At 43.9% G+C, this 15,975-nt stretch carries 10 protein-coding genes; 8 read left to right on the top strand and 2 right to left on the bottom strand.

Annotated features, from left to right (window positions below; translation table 11 throughout):
• Positions 1-78 precede the first annotated feature (78 nt).
• The 5 genes from IXB50_RS13525 (at position 79) to IXB50_RS13505 (ending at position 8,066) form a co-directional block, all read left to right on the top strand.
• A complete protein-coding gene (locus IXB50_RS13525) occupies positions 79-627 on the top strand; it encodes a hypothetical protein (RefSeq protein ID WP_215609528.1) in 549 nt (182 codons plus the stop codon).
• Between the two features lie 2 nt (positions 628-629).
• Positions 630-1,598, top strand: a complete 969-nt coding sequence (locus IXB50_RS13520; RefSeq protein ID WP_215609509.1) for an AAA family ATPase — start codon at positions 630-632, stop codon at positions 1,596-1,598.
• Positions 1,591-3,477, top strand: coding sequence for a hypothetical protein (locus IXB50_RS13515; RefSeq protein WP_215609508.1), 1,887 nt, complete (start codon positions 1,591-1,593; stop codon positions 3,475-3,477). Before IXB50_RS13520 ends, IXB50_RS13515 begins: the two co-directional genes overlap by 8 nt.
• Before the next feature lie 71 nt (positions 3,478-3,548).
• Positions 3,549-5,456: a 5'-methylthioadenosine/S-adenosylhomocysteine nucleosidase family protein gene (locus tag IXB50_RS13510; RefSeq protein WP_215609507.1), complete on the top strand. Its 1,908-nt coding sequence runs from the start codon at positions 3,549-3,551 to the stop codon at positions 5,454-5,456.
• A gap of 51 nt (positions 5,457-5,507) precedes the next feature.
• Positions 5,508-8,066 carry an NACHT domain-containing protein gene (locus IXB50_RS13505; protein WP_215609506.1) on the top strand — a complete coding sequence of 853 codons (2,559 nt, stop codon included), beginning with the start codon at positions 5,508-5,510 and terminating at the stop codon, positions 8,064-8,066.
• Between the two features lie 373 nt (positions 8,067-8,439).
• Here IXB50_RS13505 and IXB50_RS13500 read toward each other — a convergent pair whose 3' ends face one another.
• Entirely contained in the window at positions 8,440-10,674 is a 2,235-nt protein-coding gene (locus IXB50_RS13500) for a tetratricopeptide repeat protein (protein ID WP_215609505.1), read from the bottom strand.
• 215 nt (positions 10,675-10,889) lie between these two features.
• Here IXB50_RS13500 and IXB50_RS13495 point away from each other — a divergent pair, with 215 nt between their 5' ends.
• Complete coding sequence (locus IXB50_RS13495; protein ID WP_281413280.1) at positions 10,890-13,787, top strand: phosphorylase family protein; 2,898 nt, start codon at positions 10,890-10,892, stop codon at positions 13,785-13,787.
• Between the two features lie 62 nt (positions 13,788-13,849).
• Here IXB50_RS13495 and IXB50_RS13490 read toward each other — a convergent pair whose 3' ends face one another.
• Complete coding sequence (locus IXB50_RS13490) at positions 13,850-14,782, bottom strand: tetratricopeptide repeat protein (RefSeq protein ID WP_215609503.1); 933 nt, start codon at positions 14,780-14,782, stop codon at positions 13,850-13,852.
• A 195-nt stretch (positions 14,783-14,977) separates the two neighbouring features.
• Between IXB50_RS13490 and IXB50_RS13485 the strand changes: the two genes are divergently transcribed.
• A complete protein-coding gene (locus tag IXB50_RS13485; RefSeq protein ID WP_215609502.1) occupies positions 14,978-15,406 on the top strand; it encodes a hypothetical protein in 429 nt (142 codons plus the stop codon).
• A gap of 60 nt (positions 15,407-15,466) precedes the next feature.
• Entirely contained in the window at positions 15,467-15,937 is a 471-nt protein-coding gene (locus IXB50_RS13480; RefSeq protein WP_215609501.1) for a hypothetical protein, read from the top strand.
• Positions 15,938-15,975: the final 38 nt, after the last annotated feature.

Genomic DNA, 15,975 nt, shown 5'->3' with positions numbered 1-15,975 from the left:
TTCAAAGCCTGTTTATACTCCATCTCAGTACAATCTATATCTGGCAAAATGGCAGATAGCTCTGATTTCGAGGCAAACATGGCTGAGGACCTGGTTTTAGATGTGTGGCTTGCAGAATATGACAAGCTTAAGGATGAGCAAATCCAGCGGATTGGATTTCGGGATAACCTGCTATATGTGACCCTGGGTGTTTTTGGGGCGATTATTTCCTTTGCGGTGTCCAGTTCAGCTAATTACTATGCGTTTTTAGTACTGCCCTGGGCCTGTTTGATTTTGGGTTGGACCTACCTGATCAATGACCAAAAGATTTCCGCCATTGGGCGCTACATTCGGCTGACGCTGGTGGATAAGGTCAAGCAGAAAAGTGGCTATGCGGACCTGGAGGCACTATTTGGGTGGGAAATTGCCCACCGTAGTGATAAACGACGGTCCCGGCGCAAGATTGAGCAGCTGATTATTGATGAGATTACCTTTGTGCTGTCTGGGATTGTGGCGCTGATAGCATTCTGGGTGCTGGTGCCAAAAGCGGCCCTGGTGATCTATTTGCTCAGTGGTTTGGAGTTACTATTACTGCTGGTTCTGGGTTGGGAAATTATTGTCTATGCTGATTTGGCAAAGGGGCGGTAGGTATGGCGCAACAGCAAGCTGAGCAAACGAAGATTCCGGTGCTGCCTTACAGCCTGATTGTGGGACAGGCCTCGTTAAAGTTAGCGCTGGAGCTGGCTTACATCATGCCGCGTTTGGGTGGGGTGCTGCTCAGTGGCCATCGGGGAACGGGGAAGTCAACGGCGGTGCGGGCCTTTGCTCAGATGGTCTATGACGGGGAGCTGCCGGTTACTTTGCCGATTAACGCCACGGAGGATCGGGTGGTGGGCGGTTGGGATGTGCGGGAAATGCTCCAGAAAAATCCCAAGTGGAAGGATGGTCTTTTGCTGGAGGCGACAAATAAGCTGCTGTATGTGGATGAGATTAATCTGCTGGATGACCACATTGTGAACATCATTCTGGATGTGACGGCGACGGGCAAGCTGGTGGTGGCCAGGGATGGCAATAGCGAGTCCTACGATGTGCCGTTTACGCTGGTGGGCACGATGAACCCGGAAGAAGGGGGACTGCGACCTCAGCTGCTGGATCGCTTCGGGCTGATGGTAAATGTGACCACGGAGCAAGATGCAACAGCTCGACTACAAGCGTTGAAAAATGTGCTCACTTTTGAGGATGAATGGGCAAAGCGGGAAGCTGGGGAAAACTCTACGTTTTTGGACAATGCGGAAGCCCAGGGTCGGGAGCTGTTTGACCAGTTAAAATCCGCTCAGGAAGAGATGCGTAAGGTAAATGCGGATAAGATTCTGCCCCTGTGCGTGGCCTTAGCGACGGAGTTTAAGGTGGAAGGGAATCGGGGGGAACGGGTGCTAGCAATGGCGGCTCGTGCCTATGCGGCCAAGGAGAATCAGTCGGAGGTGACGGCGGACCATGTGGCCAAGGTGGCTCCTCTGGCTCTGCAGCATCGGCGTCCGACTATGGCCCAAAATAATGAGGCTGTCTGGAGCCCAGATGATGATGAGCAAGTCCAGCAAGTAATTGAGAAGGTTGGTTAGAGAGCAGGCAAGAACGCAAATTATTCCCTCCCTGCAACAACCGCTGGTGCAGGGGTTAGCCTGTGCTGCACTGCAACCGGGACTACGGAGCATTCTGGTATTTGATAGTTCGCCTGCCATGTTGGAAACCGCTGTGGGGCTATGGGCAGAAATGCTGGCTATCACTACCCAGGGCTCGGTGCAGTCGGTTTACCTGGGGCCAACGGAGACGGAGGAAAGTCTGTGGGGCAGTATGAGTCTTGCCCCTGAGAATAAGACCCAGCCTTTTGTGTGGAAGGCGGGGCTGTTGGGGAATGACTCGGCTGTCAGGATAGTGGTGATTCCAGATTTGTCGCGGCTGAGCTTGTCGGCGGCACGGGCCTGCATTGCTCTGATGGGAACGGAGGTGGCTCAGCTGGAGCGCTATGGGCATCAGGCTCGGTGGCGATCGCAACTGGGTTGGATTGCGGGCTGTCCGCGATCGCAAATAAAATTCCTCTCTCCCCATTTATTAGACCGCTTTGCCCTGCGGCTGTCGGGTCAGGAGTTTCAACGGCGAGATCGCACCACTGCCCTACGGGCCTGGTTTGCCAGCTTAGAAACGCCCCAAACCAAGGAACCCACATTACCAACTGAGCTACGTCAGCAGATTGAAGCTGCCCAGCAGCAGCGACCGGCCTTAACCGATGCTGCCTGTGAACGGGGGCTGGCCTATTTCTCAGATGGTGAAGGACTGCGGCGAGAACTCACACTGTTGCGATTGGCCCAGTCCCAGGCTCAGCTTGATAAGGGCAAGCTGTCGAAGGTGATGCCAAAGCATGTAGACCTGGCTGCCCGCATGATTGGGTTAAAGCTAGTCTCTACGGAGCCGGAAGAACCTGCCTTACCTGAAACTAAGACACTCGAACCTGAAGCTGAGGCTGAACCATTACAGCCAGAATCTTTGCCGGATACGCCCATTGAAGACACTCCATCTCAAGAATCGAGGTCAGAAACGCCTGTTTATAAACCCGATAGCGAAGCTGAGTTTCCGTCGACTCCGGTGGAGTTAAATCCTGTTCAGGAGCCTTACCCAGAGGATCACACCCCTACCGAGCGAGAGTCGGCGTCTTTGCGATTGCCTGCCCGTCGATTTCGCAAGGCGACCATGGGGCGAGGGCCGGTGATTGGGGTGGAGCCTACGACGGTGCCGCAGGATATTGCCTGGGTGAGTACCTTGCTAGAGGCGGCAAAGTACCAGGCGATGCGGACATCGGAGAATGGGGCCGGGTTAACCTTGCAGCCAACGGATTTGCGTCGATATCGGCGGGCGGCGGTACCTGAGCAGTTGCTGACGGTGGTGTTGGACTACACCTGTCTAAAGGAGTGTCAATGGCAGGAGGCGTTGCTGCCCTATTTGCAGTGGGCCTACATTGAGCGGGCGAGTGTATGTTTGGTGCAGGTGGGGGCTGCCACGGCAGGGCAGGAGCTACAGGCCCAGAAGGTGAGTGCGCAGTCGGTGCTGGTGCCTCGGGTGCAGGTGGCGTTGGAACAGGGGGCTGGGTTGGCGACTCCCCTGGCCCATGGGTTAAATTTGGCGCAGCACAGTTTACGGCATGCGCTGCAGCATGGGCGGAGTGCAGTGCAGCAGGCGGTGCTGGTGGTGCTCAGCGATGGTCGGGGGAATGTGCCTTTGGAGGCGAGCCAGATGAATCGGAAGCCGACTTATTTGGTGAACCGTCAGGGGATTGAGGATGCGCTGCAGGAGGCTGAACAGATTCGGCGGTTAAAGCAGGTGGAGGCGGTGGTGCTAAATCCACAGCCGAAATATTATTCGGAATTGCCGATTAAGCTGGCCCAGGCACTGGGGGCAAAAATTGCGGATATTCCAACTCTCAATGTATGGGAGGTGGATCGATAATGGCCGTTAATCTACAACAATCCATCGCCCAAAGTAGACAGCTGAATCAGTCGGGTAAATTACCATCTGCAATGGAGCAGGCGGAGCAACCCAGAACTCCCAACACAGATTGTTATGAGAATATGCCTGGTGGTACCGCCACTGCTAAAGCGGTTATTTTAACTGCTTTGCCAGTTGAGCATACGGCTGTTGAAGCCCATCTTCAGCCGTTGGGTTCAGCAACTCGTTTGACCGAAGATATTCATCCTGAAACGAAAACTATCTACACTAAAGGTCAGTTCAAAACTGATACCTGTATCTGGAATGTAGCTGTTGCTCAAATCAGCATGGGCAATGAAAATGCAGCTTTAGAGGCTGAGCGAGCGATTAGCTATTTGAAGCCAGATGTGATTTTGTTTGTGGGTGTAGCAGGCGGCATTAAGGATGTGGAAATTGGTGATGTTGTTGCAGCATCTATTGTTTACAGATATGAAAGTGGGAAGGTGCTGGCTGATCGGACTTTGCCCAGACCTAAGTTAGGGGAGGCAGACTATGACCTGAAGCAGCGGGCCAGTGCAGAATCACGAAAAGAGTTATGGCAAAAACGGATTCTGCCAGGGTTAGGAAAATCTGAAAAGGCACCTAAGTCTTATGTGAAACCGATTGCTGCTGGGGAAAAGGTGATAGCCTCTCGCAAGACTAAGATTTATGAATATCTGCGAGAATATTATGACGATGCCCTTGCTGTTGAGATGGAAGGAGCTGGCTTCTTAACGGCAACTCAACAGGTTAAAACTGTTTCTGCCATGGTGATTCGTGGCATCTCTGACCTTATTGATGGGAAGAATGATAACTCTGAGGAATCTGAAGATATTCGCCAGGATAGAGCTTCTCGCCATGCCAGTGCTTTTGCGTTTGAGGTATTGGCCAACTTTTATGGGCAGACGGATTCAGAAGAGACAGAAGAAGAAGCAAAATCTTTTGAACTTAATACTGGGAAGACAACAGAGACCAATCAACCCTGCATATTTTTTGAGGCAGTGGAAGAAAACCAATATTATCTTCAAGCCTTTCATGCCCACAATCAACCGCTGAGGACTAAAGGTAGCATTGAACCTATGCTGACTCAAATCACTAAGTTAATCGAGTCGGAACAAGATCCAGCAATCATACTTGACGAGATCGATGAATGTCATGAAAAACTGGAAGAGAATGAAAATTGTCTAATTAGAAAGTTTTTACGATGGCTCGCAGATCAAAGTCTAACAGATGAGTCTGCTTGTTTATTGATTGATGACTGCACGAAACTAAACATTCCTTGGGAGCTACTAGAAGTCGATGAAATACCCCTGGGAGCAAAATTACAAACAATTCATCATAGGAATGTTGTAAAAAAAAGGAAAATCACCTCCTTAAATTCATGCTTTCAAGGCAGGCTATTAGCCTATACCACTAACCAAAACTACAGATGGCAGACTCTGTTCGACTGCCAAAGACATTCAGATTTTTATAATTTCTTAGATGATCTCCAACGTTCTAGCTCTGATTATGACATGGTCTTTATTGATGGGTTTAGTGTACAGGAGCCACTCTCTGTGCGACCAAGATCTTTTATAAGGAGATCGTATCTCCTCAAGCAAGGTGCAAGTGTTGTCTTCATGAATGGCCATTTGAATTTTGATGAATCTGTTGAGTTAAGCCATTCTGATCTTCTAAATTTATTTCTGAAGCATGGTGCTCGAGGTGTAATCGCAACATTTGGAGCCTTCAAGTTTAATATTTCAGAAGATGTGATTGAAAAATTCTTTAAATTACTCAACCAATCAAATCAAGAATCTTCAGTTACAATACCGATTATTTTGAGGCAGATGCGGCAGCAGGCTTATGAATCACTACTGGATAATGTGAGTAAAAATAGAGCCAGCTATCTTGCAACACTCTTATATGTTTACTACGAAGACATTCAAACTGATTTACAGCTTATGTCTGACAGCTCGTGATCAGTTGTATGTAAGCCATCTGAAATCTACAGCCAAACATCCAAGGGCATTATGTTGAGTAATCAAATCTTATCTGTCAAACCTATCATTAATTACCCTAGTCTTGCTCAGATAGGACAAACTTACTTGATGACTATTGATCTACAACCGGAAGAAGATTCTGATTGGCAGCTAGAAGAGGAAGAATATCCGGTCTATTGTTCGGTAAGTAGTGAAGCTTTTGAAAGTAGAGCTATTGGAGAACCTATTATTACTATGCATTGTTTTGGAGGCAGTTATGGTGCAAAATCATTCTTGTTAAAAGCAAATAAAATTGGTCAAGCGGAGGATATCCTAATAACATTTAGGAACAAATGGGGAGCGCCAATTAAATCTATTGAGCTAAAAAAAATACGAGTCATTTCTAAAGTCATTAAAGATCAAGATAGAATACTTCTCGAGAATAGTTTTTTTGACGACAGCAATTATTCTGATGAATCATCAAACCATGCTATTGATTATATATCTGATATCTTTATAGAGTTTGGCTTAACCAACACTGTTACTGCAGTCGAAGGGTTACGGGATCAGGTTTACCAAGCAAGTCAAAAATTCATTGGGATTTACATTCGTAGACATGGATTTGTGAAAATTCTCAGTATGGAAACCCCAGTAAGCATACATAATATTTACACGACGGTTAACATACTTGACGATAGTAATTTGAGCTTTTCAAGTGTATCTGAATTAGAAAGGGCTTACCGTCAAAGTCAATCTCGTAGATTTTCAACACGAATCGATGCAAGAAAAAGTGGTTTTGAAATAGCGAACGAATTTCAGTTTCTAACAATTTTAGGAGGACCAGGCACAGGTAAATCAACATTATTACGGCAAATTGGAATAAAGGCAATTCAAGGAGATAATAAGGTATATAATCATGAACAGATACCTATATTGATCGAACTTAAAAGATTAAGTGAGTCTCCTATAAATCTTCTAAATGAGATAACTAGAGAGTTTGAAGTTGCTGGTTTTCCAAAAATTGAAGAGGCTTTAGTTAATCTTCTAAAAGCTGGAAAGTTATTGATTTTATTAGATGGGTTAGATGAAGTTCCTATCAGGAACTTGGATGAAATCATTAAAAATATTCAAGACTTTGTAGAAGTTTACGATAAAAATCGTTTTATCATTTCATGTCGGACTGCAGCATATCAAAGCAGCTTCAATCGATTTACAGATGTAGCAATAGCGTCTTTTGATGATGAGCAAATCAGTCAATTTATTGAAAATTGGTTTACCTCTAGCCCAAATGAGAAAACAACCAAAGCAAAAGACCTTTGGAGATTACTCCAACAACCTAAGAGCCTAAGTATAAAAGAACTAGCAAATTCACCTCTTTTGCTAACTTTTATATGTTTAGTATACGGTCACACAAATGATTTTCCGATCAACCGAAGTAGGCTATATCAAAGAGCTATTTTTATTTTATTGGAAGAGTGGGCAGCACAAAAAAGGGTTCACGGTGATCCTATTTATGAAGGGCTTTACTCCGATCTTGAATTATACATGTTATCTAAAATTGCATATACTAATTTTAAAGATGATAAATTATTTTTTGCCCGCCAAGAAATTGTGACGCAAATTCAAGAATTTCTAACTGACACCCTTAATGCACCAAAATTTATCGATGGATCTGCTGTTTTAAGGGCCATTGAGATACAGCAGGGTTTCTTGGTCGAACGTGCTGTAAACGTATACTCTTTTTCTCATTTAACCCTTCAGGAATACCTCGCAGCAAAGCATATTATAGATAATGTTCTTATAGAGCAAATGATAGAAAGCCATATCGATGATCAACGTTGGCGCGAAATATTTTTTATCATATCTGAGCTATTGAGTACTCCTGCAGCAATAAACAAATTATTGCTCAATACAGAAAAAAAGATTTTAAGTTATGGTTATTCAGAAAAGCTTAAAACTTTGCTGAATTGGGCAGAGCACATAACCTCTAATGTAGAAGGTGATTATATGAGCTCTGCACGCAGAGTAATTGCTATTTTTGTTGTTCTTTGTATTGACCGGGTTCAGAAACTACAATTGATTCAGCAATCACAATCAATACCTGAAAATGCTGAAGACATAGAGATAGCTAATCAAGTTTTTAAACTTGCTAAAAGACTAGGTTTAAGTTTAAATCTTTCTAGCTTAGACAGCTCTGTTTTCTTGCATTCTCTAAATCTTCAAAATTCTATCGTTTTTCTTTCCGACTTTGCAACTGCAATAGAGGAGGCTTCTATCTTTAACATAGATATAGATCTTGCCTCATTAGGCAATACTTTGACGGCACTTAAAGAGCAAGAGTCAAGAATATATCAACAAGATGACTCATTGTTAAGAAGTCTAGTAAGGCAGGCTTTAGATAATTGGTTTGAAACTATCTCTTTAGAAAGAAACCTTATAAATCTATCTACAGAAGATTATACTGCTCTAAAGCATCTTATATACATGAATTCTCTCATGCTTGACATGAAAACCTCTGCAGAATTTGCAAATCAATCAGATTGGCCAGAGATAGAACAATTAGGTTGGACAGAGATAGAAAAAAGAATTTTCACAGGCAACTTGAGTTAACAATTAAATTTTTCAACAGAAAACACTATTGGAATTTTCTATCTGAGCATCATTCAGCCCTATCAAGATAGAGTTGGAATAACAGCAAATTGGCTGTTTCTTGCCGTTACTTGATCTTGCATATATAAAAAACGCTTCTAAATATCCCTGGGTACATTCTAAGTCATTTGCTTCGCAGATTGTCGTAAGAGAGACATAACCAGTTTTTTGATCGCTGTCATATGGGATCTGCTCGTCGCAGCAAGTCGTTTCCCATCCTTTGACAATACCTACTTGATTTGCGGAAAAAGCTCCCGACCTACAGTCTTTAAATCATACTCCGTTCTCGAATTAATCCTGGAAAGGAGCAGATAACTGAGCGATAGCACCTCACTCAATCCTCCACCTGAGATCGCAAAGCCACTCGTAACTGTCGACATTCCTCCGCCAAAGGCGTCCCTAATGCAGCTGATAGCGCAATAGCCTGGTCAAAATAATTCATGGCCTGCTGACTATCCCCCATCGCCTCATACAACATCCCCAAATACTTATAAGTTGAAGCCTCCACCGCTTGCGCCTGCTGCCCCTTAACAATTTCGAGCCCCGTCTGCAACACTTCCAAAGCCTCATCATACCGCCCCAGCTTAGTCAGCGTCTCACCCAAATTCGACAGAGTTAGCCCCTCACCCCAAGGATCACCAATCTCTCGTGCAATCGCCAATGCTCGCTGATAATTATCAGCCGCCCCATGCCAATCCCCCAACTCACTCTGAGCATTAGCCAAATTAACCAACGCCCCCTCCTCAGCCCGTCGTTCACCAATCCGCCTTGCGATCGCCAAATCCTGCCGATGGTAGTCTATCGCCCGAGCATAGTCATGCATCTGATCGTACACATTGCCAATGCTACCCAGGGTGGCCCCTTCCCCAGCAACATCTCCCATCCGCCGAGTCAACTCCAAGTTTTGCAAATGATACTCCAGCGCTAGCTCATAGTTACCCAGCTTTAGATATACACTGCCCAACTCTCCCAGCGCCCGACTCTCACCCGGAAGATCCCCCAAAGCTTTAGCCAGGTCCCAATGCCGCTGATAATGCTCAAGCGCCTTTTGAAACTGCCCCAGCGCATAAAACAGATTCCCCAAATAGCCAAAAGCATTTGCCTCACCCGGCTTATCCCCTACTTCCCTAGCAATGCTAATCGCCTGTTCAAAACATTCAATCGCCTTGGGGGTATCACCCGTTAAACGATAAACATTCCCCAGATTCCCCAGCGCCTGACCTTCCCGATAGCGATCCCCTATCCGCCGCACAATCACAAGCTGCCGCTCAATCGCCTGCTGTGCCTCCCCATAGTTACCCAAAACATGGTCAACCACCCCCAAATTGCCATGGGCCACACTTTCCCCCATAGAATCTCCAATATCCTGGGCAATAGCCAATTGTTGTCGGTAATAATCAGCCGCCTGCCCATATTGACCAATGGCGCTATAAATATTCCCCAGATCTCCCAGCGCATGGAGAGTACTTTGCTGATGCCCCAGGTTCTGCACAATGGATAGATGTTGGCTGTGAAATTTGAGGGCATTATCATAGTCACCAGTGGCAAAGCACACATTGCCTAGCCCCCCTAACGCATTCCCCTCACTAACCGCATCCTTAATCTCCTGGGCAATCTGGCGCTGCTGTTCAAAGTAGGTTCTAGCCTCACCATACTCGCCTAAACTATAACAAGCACTCCCTAACCCCGTTAACGCATTACTCTCCCCCTGACGATTACCAATCTCCTGGGCCAAATTGAGATGCTGTTGATGATAGTCTCTAGCCTGATCATAGTTGCCCAGAGAATGATAACAACTCCCCAGATTCCCCAGGGCTGTCCCTTTCATCTCCAGATCCGCCATCCCACGGGCAATGGCTAAATGCTGTTGATGGTAATCAATCGCCCTAGCATACTCTCCTTGAGACTCATAAATATTGCCAAGACTTCCCAGGGCAATGCCCTCACCACCACGCACACCCTCCTGCCGAGCAATGACCAACCACTGCTCCTGATGGTCAATGGCCTGGGCATAGTCTCCCTGGGCATAGTAGATATCCCCCAGGCTACTGAGCACCATACCTCGATCTATTTCATTTCCAGCTTCTTGGGTGATTTCTAGGCTGCGAACTGACAAGTCAGCGCTTACGCTATCGCAGCACCGCTTCGCCTCCTGATAATTCCCCTGGGTATAGTGGGTTGTCCCCAAAAAGTGCAGAAACATCCCATTCCACTCAGGGTTCACATGGTCAATCACCGCTTCGTAGAGGTCAATACGTTCTTGGGAATACCCCCAAATCTTTAGCTGATAATGCAAATGAGCATCCGCCGCCGTATTTAGCTTAGTAGAAATCAAACTGGCTGCCCGCTCATGCTCCCCCATCTCACACAGATGGTAAAACGCCTCAAGATATCCCTTAACCTGCTCTAGATTAGTCGCATCCGCCGCTGGTTCATATTTGGTCAACCAGTTCATCACCGCCCGACAGTGGGTACGGCGACTGCGAGGCTCCACGTACCGCACATTGTCAGGCGTAATACCCAACAATTCCAATCGTGGCAACGGTGGTGGAAAAAAGGCATGCGTCATAGTTAACTCTAAAAACAATATTGATCCCTAAAGCTTCCGGGCTTAACATACTACTTTGCTACTTTTATGAAACCCTAAACAATGTCGATATGTTGTTACAGAAATTTGTGAAAACCTTCGAAAGCTAGAAAAGATCAGTAATAAATCTTTGATAAGTGGCAGATGCGGTCAGGAATTGAGAAAATACTATTGATTAGCAATTTCAATAAGCATCTATGCCCCGCGCGATTATTTTGACCTCTTTGCCCGTAGAGTACATGGCAGTTCGTGATCATTTAGATCATTTAAAGGAAGATATTCATCCGGCGGGTACTATCTACGAACGAGGTGATTTTGTAGGTCCAACCAATGAATGGGACATTGGTATCGCTGAAATTGATGCTGGCAATGCACAATTTTCCGTAGAAGCCGAACGAGCAATTGCTTATTTTAAGCCTGATATACTCTTGCTGGTGGGGATTGCCCATGCTCTTCAAGATATAGCGATTGGCGATGTAATCGTTGCAACAGAAATTTATGGATATGAGTCAGGCAAGGTAGATAGTTCTTTTCTAACTAGACCCAAAGTTGGTCAATCGGCTTATAGACTTCTTCAAAGAGCAAGGGCAGAAGCAAGAAAAAAGGACTGGCTTAAGCGAATAAACAAAGTTACTCCTACTAGTCAACCTAGTGTGCATATGAAACCAATTGCTGCGGGAGAGAAAGTTATTATGTCTGCTCAATCGGCAACATATAACTTTCTAAGAAATAACTATAATGATGCCCTTGCAATAGAATTAGGTGGAGTTGGTTTTCTCAATACCGTTCTGGCTTATCCCAATATTGATGCGGTCGTAATTCGAGGTATTTCTAAATTAGTAGTCGCCGATCAATCATTAGAGCCAGAAAAAGAACAGCAACAAATAGCTGCCCATCATGCTAGTGCTTTTGCCTTTGAAATCTTATCTAAGTTAGAACTACCAAGTATTAACCGTACTGAACAACCTATTTATCCAATACATGTTGAAAATGGTACGGTTTACATCGGGGAAAGTCTTAGTAGTTCTGATAGTAAATCATACCCTATCGAAGATCTCACAAAAGAGAACTATCATAATCTTCCTGAGCCCTCTTATAAATCTCTAGTTGGTCGAGACAACGATCTAAAAGATTTGCTTTATCGTATATCACCTGATTTCCATGAAAGAATTATTACTCTTACTGGTATCGGGGGTGTAGGGAAAACATCTTTGGCATTAGAAACTGCCTATGTATGTTTGGCCGCACAAAAAGAATCTAAACCGACTAAGCTTCCAGTTTTTGATGCAATAGTATTCTCTTCTGCACGCTTAACTACTCTTTTGCCACAGGGTATTATTCCAATTCAGCGAAAACAGAAGCCTATTAAAACACTTCAAGATTTATGCGCGGATATTGATAATACTCTAAAAAAATGTGGTTTAAAAGATAGCGATCCTGCTCGTCAAGCTTCTGACCTCCAAGAGTTTCTTAGTAGTGGAGATTATCGAATATTGATTATATTAGATAATCTTGAAGCATTAAGAGCGGAGGACACACATCAAATCATAGAGTTTCTTAAAAGTATTAAGGGTAGTCATATTAAGACTATTATTACAACTCGACACTCAGATAGATATGATATTAATCTGAAAGAACTATCACGAGAAGCTAGTCAGCAAATGATTAGCAACTTATTATTAACTGAGCATCTTGTCTCAGTTAATAATAATAACTTTGACTCTAGGTTATATGAAATATGTGGAGGTGTACCTTTAGCGATTCATTATGCAATAGGATTTTTGCAGCTTGGACATGCTACTCAAACAGTTTTAGATAGATTGGCTAACCCCCAAGGAGATCTCTGTAGATACTGTTTTGACAAGTTAACTTCACATATAGAGGAGCAAAATCCTATTGGTTTTCGCCTATTTCTGACGCTATCGATTTCTTCTTATGGATTGACGTGTGAGAATTTGTTTACTATCGCTGGCATTAATCTACATCAGCGAGATGAAGCAGAATATGCATTGAATATGCTTGACCGTTGCTCGCTAGTTTTTTATGCAGATGGTCGCCATAGAATGCTGCCATTAACTCGTAGATATGCCCTTTCTAAACTTGAAAGTAATGCCGATATGCACTCTCAAATAAGGGAAGAATGGATCAATCGATATCTTGATATAGCCATTGAACATGGTAGAGAAGATAAAGGAGAATGGCATGAGAAGTATGATGCAATTAACAATGAATGGGGCACTTTCAAAGAGGTCTTTACATACTGTCAAGCACATCAAAAGTATGAAGTAGCTCGTCAATTATGGCGAGCACTCAGTAGGTTCGCTTACTTATATAGCTATTGGATAGATCGGTTAGAATGGTCAAGCTGGTTAATGGACGTTGCTCAATATCAAGGAGACAGTGCCTTTTTAGCTGAGCTTAAGTCTGCTTCTGCTTGGCTTGCATTATTAAGAGGTGGAGACGAGAATCTCAAAAAATCAGAAGAGTTACTTAAAAGTGCCTGGTATCTAAGTGAAAAGGCAGATCTTTACGTTAAAAATACTATCGTAATTAATTTGGCTACTCTTTATTTGCGGAAACCAGACTTTAAGAAATCACAGAAATATTTCATCAAGTCAGTGGAGCTGCGTCGTTCTATTAGAGGTCATATAGATGAATTTAGAGAAACAAGATTAAAAATTCGATTTCTCTTCTATCAAGGCGAAAGTTTCTATCGTCAAGAGGATTATCGTATTGCCAAAAAACTTTACAGTCAAGTAATCAAAAAAGCAGAAAACATTCATTGGTTACGACTTAAAGTGAAAGCCTGTGAGCGATTAGCCTATATTGCGATCTTAGAAAATGATTTAAAGACAGCAGAAAATCTACTCAACGATTGGTATGCTGTCACTGCTCGCAACCATGATTATCGACGCTTAGCTTTCTTCGAAAGAGGTTATGCAAAACTAGAGTTTAAGAAAAAGAATTACCAAAAGTCAAAAGAGTGGGCAATGAAAGCTTTGAAGCGATTTAAGGATCTCAAAATGTTGGTTAGGGTCAACAAAATGGAACACCTTATAGACCGATGTGATGCTTACATTGGAGAACACTTCTAGGGGCTGTCTAGAAATATGTTCGTTTGAGTAGTTAACCGTAAGGACAGTGTTTTTGCACAACATCAATATTGATTCTGTTGCACTATATCTAAGTGCTGTTGATTGCAAACAATAGCTGCATTATAGTCTCCTAATTTTGTATATAAATCCCCAAGAGTTATAAGAAGTGAAACTTCTTCTTGGGAGTTTTTATTGCTTCTGACGATGGACAATACTTTCTTGTAATATTCGATAGCTTTAGGATAATTTTTCCATGCAAGATAAGCAGCAGCTATTCCAGTTAAATTAAGTTTTTCAGGGGCCGCTACACCATTAAAGTAGACATGCTGAGGATGAATATTTCCAGAATCTGGCACTGAATGTAAAACTGTTTTACTGACAGCTAAACTCTTATGATAGTAATCAACTGCCTTTTCATAAGCGCCCCAGACATAACAGGTCATTCCAAGTGATGCGAGTGACATGCTTTCTCCCCAAGGATCGTCAACTTCACGAAGAATCTCTGCGCTACGTTGTTGATAATCAAGGATTTCTAGATAATCTTTCTCATGCATATTTGTCAATTTTGTCTTTCGGATATAATCTCCCCATTTTCGATAAGTTTCTCCTAGTTCTCGCATGAGATTTTTCTCTTGACGTATATCGCCAATATCTTTTTTGATAGCAATCACTTTTTGCTGGCAATCAATCGATTGGGCAAAGTTTTGCATAGTAGCATGAATTTCAGCTATGAACGTTGTAGCTTTGCTTTGCATTCGCTGGTTGCCAATGATTATTGAGATTTCTAAGCTACTCTGAAAGTAACTAAGCGCATTTTGATATTTACCACGAATTTTCGAGAGTTCGCCTAAACTATTCAAGATATCAGAACACTCTCTCAGATTGCCGATTTCTTGAGCTGTTTCTAGGTCAGAATGTAGCCATACAAAAACATCTGTATCATTAATATTTTGAGCGTTATTTTTAGCTAAGGCTAACAGAGCTGAACGCTCCAATGAACTATTGTCAGATTTTCTCGCAACGTCTAAACTTTTGAGGAAATATTCATTTGGGTGCGGCTCTTTTATGATGACATAATGTAATGAAGTGGAAAGGTTTTTAGCGAATATTTTTGTTGTGTAGCGATGTTGTTGGGTTACGTATCTAGTATTGAGACGATAGTCCCAATATCGTGCATGAGACTGCTGCCCATGGTAAGTTCTACTGCTGACTCCCTAGAACAAGATGTGTTGAGGTCGGCTAACGAGCAGTATGCCGTCTTACAAAATTACTTAATGTCAATTGAATCCCAGAGTTTAGAGCATGGAGACATCGAGTCGTATGTGCAGCACGAAGGTACAGAGCTGTTAAGGCGATTATTCCAAGCGCATCTGGACTTGCGAGGGGTAATGGAAGAGCGCCAACGGGATGTCATCGGTTCAGATGAGGAAACCCGACCTCATCTGCGTCAGCGGTGTCAACGTCAAATAGAGTCGCTATTTGGGGAGGTGGTAGTGACCCGTCTGGGCTATAGCACCAAGACACCGGGTGTTAACACTCTTTATCCGTCAGACGGAACGATGAACTTATCGTTGGATAAGTATTCGGATGGGCTGCGCCGTCGAGCCCTTAGTGTCTAATCAGCACCTGTTAGAGATAAGCTAGTCTAGGCAAGACATCCAGTGGACTGGCAAAGCCTAATGAGCAAGCAACCTCGACATCGTCCTTTGCGACATTTCCCAAACGCAGAGCGCAAGATTATCGAATGTGATTTTCAGGAATGCCTCCATTGTGGTGTGCCCTTAGCTGCGGGTCAGAGCTGGCATATGAGCAAAACGGTGCAAACCTTGAGTGGTCCGATTTTTGTGGCAGGAAAAAGTAAGATATGTCTGAATCCTGAGTGCCGCCACTTTGAGAAAAAGTACCATGCCAGTGGGGTATTGAAGTATAGTCTTCCGCATAGTACGTATGGACTTGACGTGTTGGCGTTCATTGGCTGGGAGCATGAGCAAAAGCATCGTCAACTCAAAGAAATTCATCACGATCTAAGTGAGCGTGGGGTGTTGATCAATGAACGGAGTGTGGGCAGACTCTACCGACAATTTCTGGCCTTATTGGGCGGCACTCAGGTCCCCTTAGTGTCTAATCAGCACCTGTTAGAGATAAGCTAGGCTAGGCAAAACATCCAGTGGACTGACAAAGCCTAATG

This window comes from Leptothoe spongobia TAU-MAC 1115 (assembly GCF_018739885.1).
Taxonomy (GTDB): domain Bacteria; phylum Cyanobacteriota; class Cyanobacteriia; order Phormidesmidales; family Phormidesmidaceae; genus Leptothoe; species Leptothoe spongobia.
This window is presented reverse-complemented; position numbering and strand designations above follow the sequence as displayed.

What these genes read in the sequence shown, in the direction of transcription:
- IXB50_RS13505 (WP_215609506.1), top strand. Translation starts at nt 5,508, where the DNA reads ATGTTGAGTAATCAAATCTTATCTGTCAAACCTATCATTAATTACCCT.
- IXB50_RS13520 (WP_215609509.1), top strand. Translation starts at nt 630, where the DNA reads ATGGCGCAACAGCAAGCTGAGCAAACGAAGATTCCGGTGCTGCCTTAC.
- IXB50_RS13480 (WP_215609501.1), top strand. Translation starts at nt 15,467, where the DNA reads ATGAGCAAGCAACCTCGACATCGTCCTTTGCGACATTTCCCAAACGCA.
- IXB50_RS13485 (WP_215609502.1), top strand. Translation starts at nt 14,978, where the DNA reads ATGGTAAGTTCTACTGCTGACTCCCTAGAACAAGATGTGTTGAGGTCG.
- IXB50_RS13500 (WP_215609505.1), bottom strand. Translation starts at nt 10,674, where the DNA reads ATGACGCATGCCTTTTTTCCACCACCGTTGCCACGATTGGAATTGTTG.
- IXB50_RS13495 (WP_281413280.1), top strand. Translation starts at nt 10,890, where the DNA reads ATGCCCCGCGCGATTATTTTGACCTCTTTGCCCGTAGAGTACATGGCA.
- IXB50_RS13525 (WP_215609528.1), top strand. Translation starts at nt 79, where the DNA reads ATGGCTGAGGACCTGGTTTTAGATGTGTGGCTTGCAGAATATGACAAG.
- IXB50_RS13510 (WP_215609507.1), top strand. Translation starts at nt 3,549, where the DNA reads ATGGAGCAGGCGGAGCAACCCAGAACTCCCAACACAGATTGTTATGAG.